Origin of the sequence: Streptomyces sp. NPDC001980 (assembly GCF_040296885.1) — a bacterium.
Classification (GTDB): Bacteria; Actinomycetota; Actinomycetes; order Streptomycetales; family Streptomycetaceae; genus Streptomyces.
Genome location: NZ_JBEOYD010000052.1, coordinates 52,493 through 68,218, shown reverse-complemented (window position 1 = coordinate 68,218; position 15,726 = coordinate 52,493). Strand labels below are relative to the sequence as shown.

The window sequence follows — 15,726 nt, the reverse complement described above, 5'->3', positions numbered from 1 at the left end:
TATATTCTGTTTTCCATTATACATAACATTATTGTGGGGCCATCTCATAAAAAAAGCAACAACCTCCGCCTCCCCCCCCCCCCCGCCGCCCCCCCCCCCCAAACCCCGACTCGACGAGCGTGAGGCAAAGAGATTCCACCATGCACAGCGACATGACTCAACGGATCAAAGAACTGCTGGACCGTGGCTTCTCAGCCGCGTCCGCACTTGGCGAAGAGATCCAGCACAGGGTTTCGTCCGGAGACTTCGAGTGGGCGACGGTGTTCGGCGCGGAGCTCGCCCGGCGGGCCGCTCAAGAAGGCGCGGACTCATCTGAACACGCCTTCCTGCTCGACCGGTTGCAGACCGCTCTTGCCACCACGGCGGGGCAGCAGAGCCTGCGCGCTCTGATGTGCCTGCCGAGCAGCCTGCAGGCCGGAGAGTCGGCACAGACCAGGGCCGAGCGACGCCTGGCCCAGCTGGTGGCCCTGGGGCATCGGCCTGCGGACATCGTCCCCGTCGTCTACGGCGAGCAGCTCGGCACTGCGGCGTCGGACGAGTTCAAAGCCTGCCTGCTGCAAGAGCTGGTACTCGAAGGCGTCGCAGTCCCGGAGTACCCCCTTCTGCGGTCCTTCGGCGAAGCGCTCGTGACGGAGGAGCATCCGCTCGCACCCCTGCCGCTCCACCTGCTGCCGACGGAGCGTGCACTGCTCAGGCCGACGCACGCTCCGCACGACTGGACGTGGGCCTTGCCCCCGGCAACGGTGGCGAAGCACAGCGACCGACCCGAACTCCATGCCTCGCCGGACATGCGCCGGCGCAGTGTCGCGGTCGATCCGGCGGACACCACCGTTCCGGAGGTGGCCGAGGCCATGAGCGCTGCGGTGCGCCACTGGCTTGAGGAGTCCAACGGCACGGTCGCCGCACAGGAGTTCTGGTCCGCATCCCCTGTCTCACCGAACGACTTCGCAGCCGTCTTCGAGCGGCTGCCACTCACAGCATGGTCGACGGGAGAGACCAGGCCCCGGCTGCACCCGGCCACCTCCGACAGGGTGTTGCAGGTGCTGCTCACCGCGGCGGTGCGCAGCCCCGCCTACGGCAATGGCATGTTCGGTGCGTACGGGCGGCTCGCTGCCTGGCGCTCCCTCGGCGGCCTGGTCGGCGCCGCCCCGGACGCGCCGATCTGTCACACGGCCATGCTGGTCGAACAGGCACACTGGTTCATCGCCGACCCCTCATCGGATTGGTTCCACCAAGTGGCCTGGGACCTCGCTGTGGCCGCCTTGCGACCAGGCGGGCAGGAGATCGCAGTCCTCACTGCCACGGACACCGACTGATTCCCGGCGTACCCAGCAGCGCCGGGGACGGCTCCGGACGCCGGCCGGTGCCGACTCCCGTGGGCGACAACGGATACGTGATCGGAGCGAACATCGCATGACGTCCGAAGAACCACGGAGCCTGCTCGTGCAGGCGCGGGGCGAGCCGTCTCCGCTGTACGAGCCTGAGGATCCGGCGGCCCACGAGGACCTCGGCGCCTTCACCCGCACCATCCCGCTGGACGACGACCGGCTGGCCCTCCCGGCGGACCTGGCGAATGAACTGCGCTCCTGGTCGCTGTCCCGCCCGCCGGAGGGCTTCGGCTCCCGTCCCGACCTGCGCAAGCACGTCGCGCGTGGGCTGGCGGCCGCCCAGCGCCTGGCCAGGCGGCTCGGGCCGACGTGGTCGGTGCGCTACTGGGACGAGCGGCACCGGACCGCGAAGTGGCTGTGCTGGGGCTGCGACCGCCTGCACTGGGAGCGCGACGAACACGGCACCCCGCCGCATCCGCTCGACCTCACGGTCGAGGGCGAGTACCAGTACGGTCCGCTGCGCGCCGACGGCTTCGGGGACTTCTTCCCCGACGACCCCGCCGCCGGACTGGCCCTGTCCGACGGCCTCGTCGCCGATCTGCACACCTGGGCGAAGGCCATCGACACCACCCTGAACCTGTATCTGCGGGACCGGGACGAGGCCAAGTACGAGGACGAGTGGCAGCGGCTGTTCCACGAGGGCGCGGAACTGACGAAACGGGTCGCCCACGAGTCCGGCCCCGCCCGGAGAGTGACCTACAAGGGCGTGGCACACGGCGGCCTGAGCACCCTGACGTCGGTCACCTGGCAAGGGGACCGGCAGGTGTAGCGGGCGGAGCCGGTTCCGCACGGACGGCGTTCCGCTCCGGGGTGAATCCCGGAGCGGGACGCCGTTTCGCGTGTGCTGTCAGAGTGCCTCGCGGCGCGCCGTGCTCGCGCGATCCGTCAGCCGGGGCGGGAGCAGCGTCGCCTCGGGTACGTCCGGGTCCCCGTCGAGCTTGCGCATCAGCAACTCCGCGGCCCGCTCCCCGAGTTCCGCCGCCGGCAGAGCCACCGAGGTCAGGGGCACGCGCAGCCCCGCCGCCAGCTCGTCCGGGCAGATCGCGGTGACCGACAGGTCGGTGGGGACCCGGAGGCCGAGCTGCTCGAAGGCGTCGATCAGGGGCTCCAGGACCGCCTCGTTGTGGACGACGACCCCTGTCAACGCCGGTTGTTCACGCAGCAGTTGCTCGGCGACCCGCCGGGCCGCCGCCGGCGTCGCCTCGCACGGGTGGACGGAGGACGCCATGCCGTTGCGGTCGGCGGCGGCCGTGAAGCCCTGGACGACCCGCTGGGCGAACGCGGTCTTCCGGACGTACACCTCCGGTGGCGAGCCGACCAGCGCGACCACCCGGTGGCCCAGCCCCGCCAGCCGCTCCACGCACAGCTCACCGGCCGCCCGAAAGTCCAGGTCGACGCAGGTCAGGCCCTCGGGGGCGGCCGGGAAGCCGATCAGTACCGACGGTCGCTCCAGTGCCCGCAGCAGTGGCAGCCGGGGGTCGTGGAGCTGGACGTCCATCACGATCAGGGCGTCGACGAGTGCCGTGTCGGCGACCCGGCGCAGACCCTCCTCGCCCTCCTCCTGGGTGAGGAGCAGCACGTCGTGGTCGTACCGGCGGGCCGTCGTCACCACCGACACCGCGAACTGCATCACCACCGGGACGTGGATGCCGGTGCGCAGCGGGATGACCAGGGCGAGGACGTTGGCGCGGCTGCTGGCGAGGGCGCGGGCGCCGGCGTGCGGGCGGTAGCCCAGCTCGCGGATGGACGCCTCGATCCGGCGCCGGGTCTCGTCGGAGATCGGGCGCTTGCCGCTGAGCGCGTAGGACACCGTGCTGGGGGAGACCCCGGCATGCCGGGCCACGTCGGTGATCTTCACCATCACGCCAGCTCCAGCGAGAGAAACCCGGTTCCGGCCTGGGCGTGTGCCGTCCGCTCCCCGGCCGCCAGGTTCCAGGGTGCCGCCGGGTCGCTGCAGGAGGCCCGCAGGGTGTCCCCTTCGCGTACGACGGTGAAGGTGACGTCGCCGACCGGGACCGTGACCTGGGCGCCGCGATCGAGGCCGAAGGCACGGAGGGTCACCCCGTCGGCGTGGTCGTAGTCGGGGCGGTCCGTCACCGCGCCGACCGGGATCACGGACCCGGGCCGGGCCAGCAGCGGGACGCTCAGAAAGCCGTGGCGCTCGCGGATCCAGCGGGGGCCGGTGACCGTCTCGCCGGTCAGGAAGTGGGTCCAGGTCCCGGCGGGACAGTAATATGTCACATATCCCTCGTCCTCGAACACGGGCGCCACCAGCAGATCCGCCCCCAGCATGTACTGCCGCTCCAGATGCGCACACCCCGGATCGTCCGGGAACTCCAGCACCATCGCCCGCATCACCGGCACCCCCTCCGCGGAGGCGGTGCGCGCGGCCTCGTACAGGTACGGCATCAGGCTCAGCTTCAGCCGGGTGAAGTGCCGCAGCACGTCCACCGATTCCTCGTCGAACAGCCACGGCACCCGGTACGACGACGACCCGTGCAGCCTGCTGTGCGAGGACAGCAGCCCGAAGGCCAGCCACCGCTTGAACAGCGCCGGTGTCGGGGTGCCCTCGAAGCCGCCGATGTCGTGGCTCCAGTAGCCGAAGCCGGACAGGCCCAGCGAGAGCCCGCCGCGCAGCGACTCGGCCATCGACTCGTAGGTCGCCTCGCAGTCGCCGCCCCAGTGCACCGGGAACTTCTGGCTCCCGGTCGTCGCCGACCGCGCGAACACGACCGCCTCCCCCTCCCCGCGGTGCTTGCGGAGCACCTCGAAGACGGTCCGGTTGTAGAGGTAGGTGTAGTAGTTGTGCATCCGCTCGGGGTCCGAGCCGTCGGACCAGGCCACGTCCACCGGGACGCGCTCGCCGAAGTCGGTCTTGAAGCAGTCGACCCCCTGGGCGAGCAGGGCCTCCAGTTTGCCCGCGTACCAGTCACGCGCCGCCGGGGACGTGAAGTCCACCAGCGCCATCCCCGGCTGCCACAGGTCCCACTGCCACACGCTCCCGTCGGGTCGCCGCAGCAGGTGTCCCAGCTCCTTCCCCTCGGCGAACAGCGGCGACCGCTGCGCGATGTACGGGTTGATCCACACGCACACCCGCAGCCCGCGCTCGTGCAGCCGCCCCAGCATCCCCTCCGGATCCGGGAACACCCGCGGATCCCACCGGAAGTCGCACCAGTTGAACTCCCGCATCCAGAAACAGTCGAAGTGGAAGACGGAGAGCGGCAGTTCGCGCTCCCGCATGCCCTCGATGAAGGACGTCACCGTCTTCTCGTCGTACGACGTCGTGAAGGACGTGGACAGCCAGAGCCCGAAGGACCAGGCGGGCGGCAGCGCCGGGCGGCCGGTCAGGGCCGTGTACGTGCGCAGGATGTCCTTCGGGGTCGGGCCGTATATGACGTAGTACGTCAGCTGCTGCGACTCGACGCTGAACTGGACCCTGGACACCGCCTCCGAGCCGACCTCGAACGACACCTTCCCCGGGTGGTCGACGAAGACGCCGTAGCCCGCGTCCGTCAGGTAGAAGGGGGCGTTCTTGTAGGCCTGTTCGGTGGCGGTGCCGCCGTCGGCGTTCCAGATGTCGACGACCTGGCCGTTCTTGACAAGCGGGCCGAAGCGTTCGCCGAGGCCGTAGACGGACGTGCCGACGCCGAGGCCCAGCTGTTCCCGCAGATAGTGGGCGCCGGTGGCGGTGTCCCGCATGATGCCCATGCCCTTGGGGCCGCTGGAGGTGAGGGTGCGGCCGCCGGCGAGGAAGTCGAGCCGCCAGGGGGCCGTACGGCTCAGCCGCAGCGTCAGCGAGCCGGAGGTCAGGGTCGCGTACTCGTCGTCGTACGACACCTGGGAGGCGAAGTCGGCACTGCTGAGCTCGAACTGCGGGCCGCGTGGCTGTTCGCCCTCGAAGTGGGTGAAGGTGACGCCGATGACATCGGGCATCGGCGTGTGCGCGCTGATCGTCAGGACCGGTCCCTTCAGCAGGTCGCCGCGGTGGCGGATGGGCTGGGTCGGCGCGTGGATCTCCAGGGCGCCTTCCGCGGCCGTGACGTCGAGGATCTCGACCGGGTGGGCCGCGGTGACGCCTTCGCGCAGCAGCCAGTAGCCGTCGGTGAACTTCACGCACGAACCTCCTATTTGACGGCTCCCACGGCGATCCCCCGGGTGAGCGTCCGCTGGAAGACGAGGAAGAAGACGATGGCCGGGAGGACGCCGAGCAGAGCGGCCGCGTTGGTCATCGTGGCGTCCATCAGGCGCTGGCCCTGGAGGACGCCGAGGGCGACGGACACCGTCTGGTTGTCGTTGGAGATCAGCATGACCAGCGGCAGCAGGAACTCGTTCCAGGTCCAGATGAAGAAGAAGACCAGGAGCACGCCCAGGGTCGGGCGGCTGACGGGTACGACGATCCGGACCAGGATCTGCCACTTGTTCGCGCCGTCGATCCGGGCCGCCTCGACGATCTCGCGCGGAAACCGGCCGAGGACGGCGGAGAGGAGGTACGTCCCGAACGCCGACTGGATCACCGTGAACACGATGATCACGCTGAGCCGGGTGTCGTAGAGGCCCGCCTCCTTGCTCAGGTAGTAGAGCGGGTAGACCAGCGCCTCCTGCGGCAGCAGGTTGGCGAGGACGAAGAAGGCCAGCACCCAGGTGCGGCCGCGGATCCGGCCGATGCCGATCGCGTACGCGTTCAGGACGGAGAGGGCGGTGGCGAGGAGCGCGACCGAGCCGCTGATGAGGACCGAGTTGAGGAGCTTCTGGGTGTAGTCGACGCGCTGCCAGAAGTCCTTGAGGCCGTCGAGGTAGAGGCTGTGGGGGAGGCTCAGCGGGCCGTTCTGCGAGTACTCCGCCGGGGACTTCACCGCGTTGACCGCCACGATCAGGAACGGGACGACCATGAAGAGGGCGGCGAGGCAGAGGGCGAGGAGGACCGGGTAGCGGCGCAGGGCGGTCATGGCGTCTCCCCGTCCTCCGCGCGGCTCTGCAGTTTCAGGCCGACCACGGCCAGGGCCAGGATGATCACCGTGAGGACGGTGGAGATCGCCGAGCCGTAGCCGACCTGGGTCTTCTCGAAGAACGTGGTGAAGGAGAAGTAGGAGGGGACGTCGGTGGCGCCGCCCGGGCCGCCCTTGGTCAGGACGTACACCGCGCCGAAGACCTTGAGTGCGGCGATCGTGCACCAGGTCAGGACGACGTAGACCTCGGGGCGGATCTGCGGCAGCGTGACGTGCCGGAAGCGCCGCCACCAGCCGGCCCCGTCCAGCTCGGCCGCCTCGTACAGCTGGGGGTCGACGCGGCCGAGCCCGGCCATGAAGACGACCAGCGGGAAGCCGATCTGCACCCAGACCAGCACGCCCATCACGGTGTAGAGCGCGAGGTCGGGGTCGCCGAGCCAGTCCTGCTGCCAGCTGCCGAGGCCGACCGCCTTCAGGAGGGCGTTGAGGGAGCCGTTGTCCGGGGCCAGGATCCAGCTCCAGACGATGCCGGCGACCGCGACCGGCAGCACCTGGGGGAGGTAGAAGCAGGCGCGCAGGACCGCCGCGATCCGGGTGCCGAAGTGCTTGCCGACGTAGTCGAACAGGGCGGCGGCGAGGAGGAGGCCGAGCGCGGTGGGGATCGCGGCCATCGCGACGACCATGAAGAGGCTGTGCCGGAAGGACGCCCAGAACTCGGAATCGTGCAGCAGCTCACGGTAGTTGGCGAGCCCGGACCAGTGCGGGCTGCCCACGCCCTGCCAGTCGGTGAAGCCGGCGCCCGTGTTCATCAGGAACGGGACGACGACCACTGCCAGGAAGGCGAGGGCGCCGGGGAGGAGGAAGAGGGTGTACGAGTCCCGGCGCACCCTCACTTGGTGCCCTTGTCGTACGCCGTCTGGAGGTTGCTCAGATAAGCGTCCGGTTTCTCGCTGCCGGTGATCAGCTTCTGGGTCTCGGAGACGAGGGTGTCGTAGAAGCCGGCGATCGGCCAGTCGGGGTAGAAGGCGAGGCCGTCGCGCTTGCTGACGGTGTTGAAATCGGTGATGAGCTGCTTCGACTTGGGGTCGGTGATGGCGCTCGCGTCGGCGGCGACCGGGACTCCGCCCTTGTTGCCGAGCAGGTTCTGGATCTTCTTCGACATGGTGATGTCGATGAAGTCGTAGGCGAGGTCCTTGTTCTTGGAGTTCTTCGGTACGACCCAGAGGTTGCCGCCGGAGCCGAGGGTGAGGTTCGAGCCGGGCCACAGGAGGCTGCCCCAGTCGAACGTGGCCTCGGACTGGAAGCGGCCGTACCACCAGCTGCCGGAGAACAGGATGGGTGACTTGCCCTGGATGAAGGAGACTCCGGCCTGCTCGGCGGTCGTACCGGACGACGTCTTCGCGATATAGCCCTTCTTCACCCAGTCGGCGAAGGTGGTCGCCGCGTACGTCCAGGCCTGGTCGTGGAAGTCGACCTTGCCCTTGTACAGCTCGTAGGCGTCGACCCACGAGCGGTCGGCCTTCGAGAGCGCCAGCTGGTAGAGGTACTGCTGGGCCATGTACTCGGAACCGGCGTTGGCGAGCGGGGTGACCCCCTTCTGGACGAACGTGTCCATGGCCGCCGTCAGGTCGTCGAACGTCTTCGGCTCGGCGATGCCGTACTTCTCGAACAGTTCCTTGTTGTAATAAACCATGGTGTACTCGGCGTAGTTGGGCACTCCGTACCACTTGCCGGAGCCCATCACGCCGTCGGCGTCGTACTGGCTGGTGGTGCGCACGCCCGCGCTGAGCTTCTTGTCCCAGCCGCGCTTGGCCGCCTCGGCGGTCAGATCGGTCAGCAGGCCCTGCTTGGAGAGCAGGCCGGCGGTCGCGTTGCCCTTGTTGTACTCCATGATGTCGGGGGCGTCGGAGGAGTTCAGGACCATCTGCGCGGTCTTCTGGATCTGCTCGAAGCTCTTCTCCTCGTACTTCACCTGCACGCCCGGGTGGGTCGCCTCGAACTCCTTGATGGCCTCGTTCCAGGCCACGCCCATCGCGCTGGTCGGACCCTCGTAGTGCCACAGCCTGAGCGTCTTCCCGTCGGACGTGCTGCCGCCCGAGCCGCCGCAGGAGGCGAGGAGCAGCGATCCGGCGAGGATCACCGCCGCGGTCGCGGTTCGCCTTCGTGCCGTAGCCGTAGCCGTAGCCGTAGCCGTAGCCGTGCGCGTTCGTGCCGTCAACATCCAGTGCCTCCAGGGGAGTCGGATGGATGGTGCATGGTGCTCGTCCCGCGTCGAATCGGTTCGAGGCGGGACGTCGAAGCGCTTCGACGCAGGACGGTAGGTGCGGGCTGTGAAGGCGTCAATGGGGGCGGATGGAATTGAGGGAAGCGATTCGACTGGCAGCGTTGACGGCGAGGGCTACGACGGCCGCCGCGGCCGGGGTGGCGAAGGCGGCCGTCGGCGAGCCGTGGTCCGCCGCCCAGCCGCCGAGCGCGGAGCCGCAGGCGATGCCGGTCAGCAGGGCGGTGACGACCAGGCTCATCCCCTCGTTGAGGCGGCCCTCGGGGGTCCGGTCCTGGACCAGGGTCATCGCGGTCACCATGGTTGGGGCGGTTGCCATGCCGGCCACGAGCAGGGCGGGGGCGAGGGCCCAGAGGCTGTCGAACGCGCGCGCGGCGAGCAGCGGGAGGGACATCAGGGCCGCCATCGACAACAGGCAGAAGGGGAGCCTGCGTTCGGCCGGTCCGGCCGGCCGGAGCGCCCCGTACAGCAGACCCGCCGCGCACGAACCGGCGGCCTGGAGGGCGAGCACGGCACCGGCCGCCGAGCGGTGGCCCTGGGCGTCGGCGTAGGCGATGGTGACGACCTCCATCGAGCCGAACACCGCGCCGGTCGCGACGAAGCAGACCAGGAGGGGGCCGATGCGCAGCGGGGTCCGCGCGGTGGCCGACCCGGGCCGTGGCGGCGGCTCGGTGGCCCGCTGGGCGGCGAACAGCAGCGCGCCGGTGAGCAGCAGCACCGCGCCGACCAGCGTGCCGGCCTCCGGGAAGAACGTGCCGGTCAGGAAGGAGGCGAGGACCGGGCCGAGCATGAAGCACAGCTCGTCGGCGGCCTGTTCGAAGGAGTTCGCGGTGTGCAGGGCGCCCGGGTCGTCGCGCAGCAGGTGGGCCCAGCGGGCGCGGGACATGCCGCCGAGGTTGGGGGTGGTGGCGGTGGCCGCGTAGGCGGTGAACAGGGTCCAGTCCGGGGCGCCGTAGCGGACGCAGAGCAGCAGGGCGAGGCTGCCGAGCACGGCGGTGACGGTCGCGGGCACGGCGACCCGGGCCTGCCCGTACCGGTCCACGAGCCGTGCGATCCAGGGCCCGGCGAGACCGGTGGCGGCGAGGCCGGTCGCGGTGACGGCTCCGGCGAGGGCGTACGAGCCGCGCGACCCGGCGATCATCACGACCGCGCTGACGCTGAACATGCCCATGGGGAGCCGGGCCAGCAGGTTTCCGGCGGTGAAGGCCCGGGTGCCGGGGAGGGCGAAGAGGCGGCGGTAGGGGCCGGGTGGGTGACGGCGCGAGCGGGAGCGAGGAGGGTGGCGGGGATCGGCGCGGCGCCGGAACCGGGGGCTGGAGCCGCCGTCGAATCGGGGGCCGAAGTCGACGGTGACGAGGGAGTCGGCGGTGACGGTGTGGACGATCTCGGGCGGGTTCGGCCGGCTCGGCCGGGTCGGTTGCGGCATGGGCACCACCGTCGCCCCGGACCGATCAAGGGGTCCAACACCTGCTCGGCGCCGATTCACGCACCTGTGTTGTAAGTTCGCGTGATGCCCGCGCCCGCCTCGCCCGCCCACATCGAACCCCGCCTGCTGCGCGTCTTCGTGACCGTCGCCGAGGAACTGCACTTCACCCGCGCCGCCGCCCGGCTGTACGTCGCCCAGCAGGCGCTCAGCCGCGATGTGCGGCGGCTGGAGCGGGAGTTGGGTGCGGAGCTGTTCCTCCGCAGCACGCGGCAGGTCAGCCTCACCGCCGACGGTGTTCGGCTGCTGCCGTACGCCCGCCGGGTGCTGGCCGCCCAGGACGCCCTGCTCGCCGTGTTCGGGCAGTCCCGGCCGCTGCTGGTGGACCTCAACTCCCCGGGGCTGGAGACCGCCCGCCGCGTCCTGTACCGGGCCCGCGAACTCGCCCCCGACTGCGAGCTGATGGCCCGCTACGAGAGCGGGCTCACCGGAGCGGCGGCCGAACTCCTCGCGGGGCGGCTCGACGCGTCCTTCGGTCGGTTCGCGGGACTGGATCCGGCACTGCGCTCCGGACTCGAACACCAGCCCGTGCGGTTCGAACCCATGGCCGTAATTCTCCCCTCCGGACACCGGCTCGCGACCCTGGACGCGGTACCGCTGGCCGCGCTCGCGGGCGAGACGGTATACGCCGGTGCTGGAAACGAGCGCACCCTGGAATGGACTGACCTGGCCTTTCACCTCTTCGAGGGGCGAGGTATCACCGTCGCGCCGCCGCTGCCACTGGCTGTCGGGGAGGAGGAGTTCCAGCGAGTCATGGCCAAGGACCGGTATCCCATCCTTGCGGTAGTGGGTTTTCCGGCCATACCTGGAAGCGTGTCGCGGCCGCTCGTCGATCCGGTCCCGTTGTCGCCTGTGTCGCTCGTGTGGCGAAAGGGGCTGGTCCATCCGGGAGTCGACGCGTTGCGGCGGGCGGCCGCCGAGATCGGGCGGGCGGAACGGTGGCTTCAGTGGCCGGCCGGCGGATGGATTCCAGCCAGTGATCAAGAGGTGATGGACGACCACAAATGACACATCGGGAACACGGATCTCCCCCGTGCGCTAGCTTCATGGACCCGAGCGCGGAGAGCTGCAAGGGGGCGCTCGGAGCGGGTGGGGGACCGTTCCGCTGACGTGTGCTCGGGTTCGTCAGTGCGCCCGGAACACTCCCGTGGGGGGATGTAGGCGCGTGAAAAATTGGCGAGAAGAAACCCAACCCGAATTGCCGCAGGTGGCCCTGGATGCCCGGGATGTGCCGATGGCGGGGGACGACGGGGTGGAGGCGGGCGTACCGGACGCTGACGGTGGCGGAGCGGCCGGAGCGGCCGGAGCCGCCGGGACCGCCGGAGCCGCCGGGACCGCCGGAGCCGCCGGGACCGCCGAAGCCGCCGGGGGGACCGAGGTGTTGCGGGCCGCGTCGTTACGGGACCCGTGGAGCGTGGTCGAGCCGCTGCCCCCGGTGTTTCTGCGTGACCCGGCTCCGCACCTCGTCCACGACCCCGACGAGGTGACCGTCCAGAACGACGTCGGTGCCGTACGAATACGGCCGACGGGGTCGGCGGGGTCGGCGGGGCCGATGCGGTCCGCCGCGGCGGAGGGATCCGGTGTTTCCGAAGGCGCAGGTGCATCCGAAGGCTCAGAGGCTGCCGATGCCCCCGTCCCTGCCTTCGTCGACGAGTCGGGGCGCCGCAGCCGCCGGCTCCGCAGGCTCGGGATGGCCGTCGGCCTCGCCTGCGCGGTCTACGCGGTCGTCATCGTCGTCACCCTGCTGTCCGGGAGTTCCGACGCGCCCTGGCTGCCGGTGCCCGGACAGAACGCCGACAGGCCCGCCGGCAAGGTCGACGACTCGCCGCGGCCCGCGCGGTCGTCCCGGTCCTCGGACGACGGCGCCTCGGTGGCCGGCCCGGCCGTGAGCGGCGGTGCGACCCCGTCGGCCGGCGCCTCCTCCCGGGCGTCCGGGAGCGGAAAGGGCTCCGCCCGGCCGAGCGCGTCGGCGTCCGCGCGGCCGACGTCGTCCGGAGGGGTGACGGTCACCTCGCCGAAGCCGGGCTCGTCGTCCGCGTCCGCCTCGCCGTCCGCGGTGGCACCCTCCTCGGACGCGCCCTCCTCTCCCGCCTCGTCGCCGCCTCCGGTCTCGCCCAGCGAGTCGGCTGCCCCGACCGGCGGCCCGGTCGCGGAGGGCCTGGCCCCGCGCACCGGCACCGGCGGCGCCTCCGCACCCGCTTCCGTCCTCTGATGGCACCCCGCACCCGGCGCGGCCTGACCGCCGCCGATGCATCACGGCGCCGCCTGACCGCCGCCGATGCATTACGGTGCCGCCTGACCGCCGCCGACGCTTCCCGGCGCCGCCGCGTCTCGATGCGTCTGGCGCTGCCCGTCCTCCTCCTCGTCGCCCTGATGGCGATGCTGATGCTGCGCGGCTACGTGCACAGCGAGATCCTCGCCGACCACCGCGTCCGCCCCGAGGCCGCCACCGACAAGGTCCCGGAGAAGATCCTGGACGGCGGCCCGGTCATCGACACCTGGGGCGGCCGTACGACGTCCCTCCGCATCCCCGACCACCGCCTGGTCCTCACCTTCGACGACGGCCCCGACCCGACCTGGACCCCGAAGGTCCTGGACGTCCTGAAGAAGCACCACGCGCACGCCGTCTTCTTCGTCACCGGCACCATGACCTCCCGCCATCCGCAGCTGGTCCGGCGCATGGTGGCCGAGGGCCACGAGGTCGGCGTCCACACCTTCAGCCACCCCGACCTGTCGTACCAGTCGAAGAGGCGCATCGACCGGGAGCTGTCCCAGACCCAGCTGGCGATCACCGGCGCGGCAGGCATCCGCACCTCCCTCTTCCGGCCGCCGTACTCCTCCTCCGTCAACGCGATGGACGACCTCTCGTGGCCGGTGACCCGGTACATCGGCGGCCGCGGCTACATCACCGTCGTCAACGACAGGGACAGCGAGGACTGGCGCAAGCCGGGCGTCGACCGGATGGTCCGCAACGCCACCCCGGGCGCAGGCAAGGGCGCGATCGTCCTGATGCACGACTCGGGCGGCGACCGCCACCAGACCGTCCAGGCCCTGGACAAGCTCCTGCCCCAGCTGGAAAAGCGCGGCTACCGCTTCGACAACCTCACCGAGGCCCTGAACGTGCCGAGCGCCCACACCCCGGTCACCGGTCCCGACCTCTGGCAGGGCAGGGCCTGGATCTTCCTGGTCCAGGCGGCGGACGGCATCACGGACGTGCTGGTGGTCGCCCTGGCGGTGATCGGCGCGTCGGTGCTGGCCCGGTTCGCCCTGATGCTCTGGCTCTCCGCTCTGCACACCCGCAGAGTCCGCCACAAGGGCTTCCGCTGGGGCCGCCGCCCGGTGACCGAACCGGTCTCGGTCCTCGTCCCCGCCTACAACGAGGCCAAGTGCATCGAGAACACGGTCCGTTCACTGACCGCGAGCGAGCACCCCGTCGAGATCCTCGTCGTCGACGACGGTTCGACGGACGGCACGGCACGGATCGTGGAGAACCTGAAGCTGCCGGGCGTGCGGGTGATCCGCCAGGAGAACGCGGGCAAGCCCGCCGCCCTCAACCGGGGCCTGCGCAACGCCCGTCACGACATCGTCGTGATGATGGACGGCGACACGGTCTTCGAACCGGCCACGGTACGGGAGCTGGTCCAGCCCTTCGGCGATCCGGCCGTCGGCGCGGTGGCCGGCAACGCCAAGGTCGGCAACCGGGATTCGCTGATCGGCGCCTGGCAGCACATCGAGTACGTGATGGGCTTCAACCTGGACCGCCGGATGTACGACGTGCTGCGCTGCATGCCGACCATCCCCGGCGCGGTCGGGGCGTTCCGCCGTACCGCCCTCGAACAGGTCGGCGGCATGAGCGACGACACCCTCGCCGAGGACACCGACATCACGATGGCGATCCACCGCGCCGGCTGGCGGGTGGTCTACGCGGAACGGGCCCGGGCCTGGACGGAGGCCCCGGAGTCCGTCTCCCAGCTGTGGTCCCAGCGCTACCGCTGGTCGTACGGCACGATGCAGGCGATCTGGAAACACCGGGGGGCGCTGCTGGACCGGGGCCCGTCGGGCCGCTTCGGCCGTGTGGGCCTCCCCCTGGTGTCCTTGTTCATGGTCGTGGCCCCGCTCCTGGCCCCCCTGATCGACGCGTTTCTTCTCTACGGCATCGTCTTCGGCCCGACGCAGAAGACGATCGGTGCCTGGTTGGGGATCCTGGCGGTCCAGGCGGTCTGCGCGGCCTACGCCTTTCACCTGGACCGCGAACGCATGACCCACCTCGTCTCCCTCCCGCTCCAGCAGATCCTCTACCGCCAGCTCATGTACGTCGTACTCCTCCAGTCCTGGATCACCGCGTTGACCGGCGGCCGGCTGCGCTGGCAGAAGCTGCGGCGGACGGGAGTGGTGGGAGCACCGGGCGGTGCGGGGGAGAGGTCGGCGGCATGACGCAGGCAGAGGCAACCCCGGTCGGCACGGGCAAGGCGGCCGGAACCGCCGGCGGCCGGGACCGCTACCTGGACCTCCTCCGCTCCCTGGCCCTGCTCCGCGTGGTGATCTACCACCTCTTCGGCTGGCCCTGGCTGACCGTGCTCTTCCCCTCCATGGGCGTGATGTTCGCGCTGGCCGGCGCACTGATGGCCCGCAGCCTGAACCGCCCCGCGGGGAGCGTGATCCGGGCCCGGCTCCGCCGTCTCCTGCCTCCCCTCTGGCTGTTCAGCGCCGTCCTGCTGACGATGATGCTCACGGCGGGCTGGAATCCGCTGAAGGACCCGGACGCGGGCGGCGGTTGGAGCGGCCGCTCCCAACTCCTCGACTACGTCCTCCCGATCGGCGCCCCGCCGTACCCCGAACACCTCGGCTCGGTGTCGGGCCTGCTGGACGACACCTGGGCGGAACAGGCGGCGGGCCCGCTCTGGTACCTGCGCGCGTACCTGTGGTTCGTGCTCCTGTCCCCGATGCTGCTGCGGGCGTTTCGCAAGTGGCCTCTGCCGACGACCCTGGCCCCCTTGGCGCTGACGGCTGTACTGGCCACGGGGCTGGTGCGGATCCCCGGCGAGACGGGCAACGCGGTGACGGACTTCGCGGTGTACGGCGGCTGCTGGATCCTGGGCTTCGCCCACCAGGAGGGCGTACTGGCACGCGTCCCGCGCTACGCGGCGGTCTCGCTGTCCTGCCTGGTGATGGCGGTGGGCCTGTGGTGGGCGTCGGGCCACCAGGGCCCCGACGGCTGGGACCTCAACGACATCCCGCTCGCACAGGCGTGCTGGTCGTTCGGGGCCGTGCTGATCCTGCTGCAGTACTCCCCGTCCTGGCGTGAGCTGCCGGGCGGCCTGCGCCGCTGGGACAGACTCATCACCCTCTCCAACAACCGCGCGGTGACCATCTACCTCTGGCACAACATGCTGATCATGGCGACGGTCCCGATCATCGACGAGGCGTACAACCTGCCGTTCATGGACTCGGACCGGGCGGCGGGACTGCTGGACTCGACATACGGCTTCTGGATGTTCGTGGTGGTGTGGCCGCTGATCGCGGTGGCGGTGGTGACGTTCGGGTGGGTGGAGGACGTGGCGGCGGGGAGGAGGGCGCGGGTGTGGCCGGACGGCGCACGCCAGAGAAGGCCTCGCCGGCGACTGTGAG

The 15,726-nt window shown here is 70.6% G+C and carries 12 protein-coding genes; 5 read left to right on the top strand and 7 right to left on the bottom strand.

The features are described from left to right. Positions 1-140 precede the first annotated feature (140 nt). Positions 141-1,316 carry a DUF6183 family protein gene (locus tag ABT137_RS44745; RefSeq protein ID WP_351718318.1) on the top strand — a complete coding sequence of 392 codons (1,176 nt, stop codon included), beginning with the start codon at positions 141-143 and terminating at the stop codon, positions 1,314-1,316. 97 nt (positions 1,317-1,413) lie between these two features. Further along, positions 1,414-2,157 carry an immunity protein CdiI family protein gene (locus ABT137_RS44740; protein WP_351718316.1) on the top strand — a complete coding sequence of 248 codons (744 nt, stop codon included), beginning with the start codon at positions 1,414-1,416 and terminating at the stop codon, positions 2,155-2,157. A 78-nt stretch (positions 2,158-2,235) separates the two neighbouring features. Here ABT137_RS44740 and ABT137_RS44735 read toward each other — a convergent pair whose 3' ends face one another. The 6 genes from ABT137_RS44735 to ABT137_RS44710 all read right to left on the bottom strand — a co-directional run bounded on the left by ABT137_RS44735 (position 2,236) and on the right by ABT137_RS44710 (position 10,041). Next, positions 2,236-3,249: a LacI family DNA-binding transcriptional regulator gene (locus tag ABT137_RS44735; RefSeq protein ID WP_351718313.1), complete on the bottom strand. Its 1,014-nt coding sequence runs from the start codon at positions 3,247-3,249 to the stop codon at positions 2,236-2,238. Continuing rightward, complete coding sequence (gene yicI / locus ABT137_RS44730) at positions 3,249-5,501, bottom strand: alpha-xylosidase (RefSeq protein WP_351718311.1); 2,253 nt, start codon at positions 5,499-5,501, stop codon at positions 3,249-3,251. Before yicI ends, ABT137_RS44735 begins: the two co-directional genes overlap by 1 nt. 11 nt (positions 5,502-5,512) lie before the next feature. Further along, on the bottom strand, positions 5,513-6,334 hold the full coding sequence (locus ABT137_RS44725; protein WP_351718309.1) for a carbohydrate ABC transporter permease: 822 nt from the start codon (positions 6,332-6,334) through the stop codon (positions 5,513-5,515). Then, positions 6,331-7,227 carry a carbohydrate ABC transporter permease gene (locus tag ABT137_RS44720; RefSeq protein WP_351718308.1) on the bottom strand — a complete coding sequence of 299 codons (897 nt, stop codon included), beginning with the start codon at positions 7,225-7,227 and terminating at the stop codon, positions 6,331-6,333. The genes ABT137_RS44725 and ABT137_RS44720 overlap by 4 nt, the downstream gene beginning before the upstream one ends. After that, positions 7,224-8,555, bottom strand: coding sequence for an ABC transporter substrate-binding protein (locus ABT137_RS44715; RefSeq protein ID WP_351718306.1), 1,332 nt, complete (start codon positions 8,553-8,555; stop codon positions 7,224-7,226). Before ABT137_RS44715 ends, ABT137_RS44720 begins: the two co-directional genes overlap by 4 nt. A gap of 118 nt (positions 8,556-8,673) precedes the next feature. Next, complete coding sequence (locus ABT137_RS44710) at positions 8,674-10,041, bottom strand: MFS transporter (RefSeq protein ID WP_351718304.1); 1,368 nt, start codon at positions 10,039-10,041, stop codon at positions 8,674-8,676. A gap of 84 nt (positions 10,042-10,125) precedes the next feature. Here ABT137_RS44710 and ABT137_RS44705 point away from each other — a divergent pair, with 84 nt between their 5' ends. Next, the gene (locus ABT137_RS44705) at positions 10,126-11,106 is read left to right on the top strand and encodes a LysR family transcriptional regulator (protein ID WP_351718302.1); all 981 of its coding nucleotides are present in this window, start codon (positions 10,126-10,128) and stop codon (positions 11,104-11,106) included. A gap of 708 nt (positions 11,107-11,814) precedes the next feature. On the opposite strand, the gene ABT137_RS44700 is transcribed toward ABT137_RS44705, so the two are convergent. Then, a complete protein-coding gene (locus ABT137_RS44700; RefSeq protein ID WP_351718300.1) occupies positions 11,815-12,276 on the bottom strand; it encodes a hypothetical protein in 462 nt (153 codons plus the stop codon). Positions 12,277-12,432: 156 nt separating this feature from the next. Between ABT137_RS44700 and ABT137_RS44695 the strand changes: the two genes are divergently transcribed. Beyond that, positions 12,433-14,532 (top strand): bifunctional polysaccharide deacetylase/glycosyltransferase family 2 protein, encoded by a 2,100-nt coding sequence (locus tag ABT137_RS44695; protein ID WP_351718331.1) that lies wholly within the window; start codon positions 12,433-12,435, stop codon positions 14,530-14,532. Then, on the top strand, positions 14,529-15,725 hold the full coding sequence (locus ABT137_RS44690; RefSeq protein ID WP_351718298.1) for an acyltransferase family protein: 1,197 nt from the start codon (positions 14,529-14,531) through the stop codon (positions 15,723-15,725). The genes ABT137_RS44695 and ABT137_RS44690 overlap by 4 nt, the downstream gene beginning before the upstream one ends. Position 15,726 lies beyond the last annotated feature (1 nt).

Bases quoted from the DNA above. Each gene is read 5' to 3' on its own strand.
- ABT137_RS44695 (WP_351718331.1), top strand. From the start codon at position 12,433: ATGCGTCTGGCGCTGCCCGTCCTCCTCCTCGTCGCCCTGATGGCGATG.
- ABT137_RS44715 (WP_351718306.1), bottom strand. From the start codon at position 8,555: ATGTTGACGGCACGAACGCGCACGGCTACGGCTACGGCTACGGCTACG.
- ABT137_RS44690 (WP_351718298.1), top strand. From the start codon at position 14,529: ATGACGCAGGCAGAGGCAACCCCGGTCGGCACGGGCAAGGCGGCCGGA.
- ABT137_RS44725 (WP_351718309.1), bottom strand. From the start codon at position 6,334: ATGACCGCCCTGCGCCGCTACCCGGTCCTCCTCGCCCTCTGCCTCGCC.
- ABT137_RS44735 (WP_351718313.1), bottom strand. From the start codon at position 3,249: ATGGTGAAGATCACCGACGTGGCCCGGCATGCCGGGGTCTCCCCCAGC.
- ABT137_RS44710 (WP_351718304.1), bottom strand. From the start codon at position 10,041: ATGCCGCAACCGACCCGGCCGAGCCGGCCGAACCCGCCCGAGATCGTC.
- ABT137_RS44705 (WP_351718302.1), top strand. From the start codon at position 10,126: ATGCCCGCGCCCGCCTCGCCCGCCCACATCGAACCCCGCCTGCTGCGC.
- ABT137_RS44745 (WP_351718318.1), top strand. From the start codon at position 141: ATGCACAGCGACATGACTCAACGGATCAAAGAACTGCTGGACCGTGGC.
- ABT137_RS44740 (WP_351718316.1), top strand. From the start codon at position 1,414: ATGACGTCCGAAGAACCACGGAGCCTGCTCGTGCAGGCGCGGGGCGAG.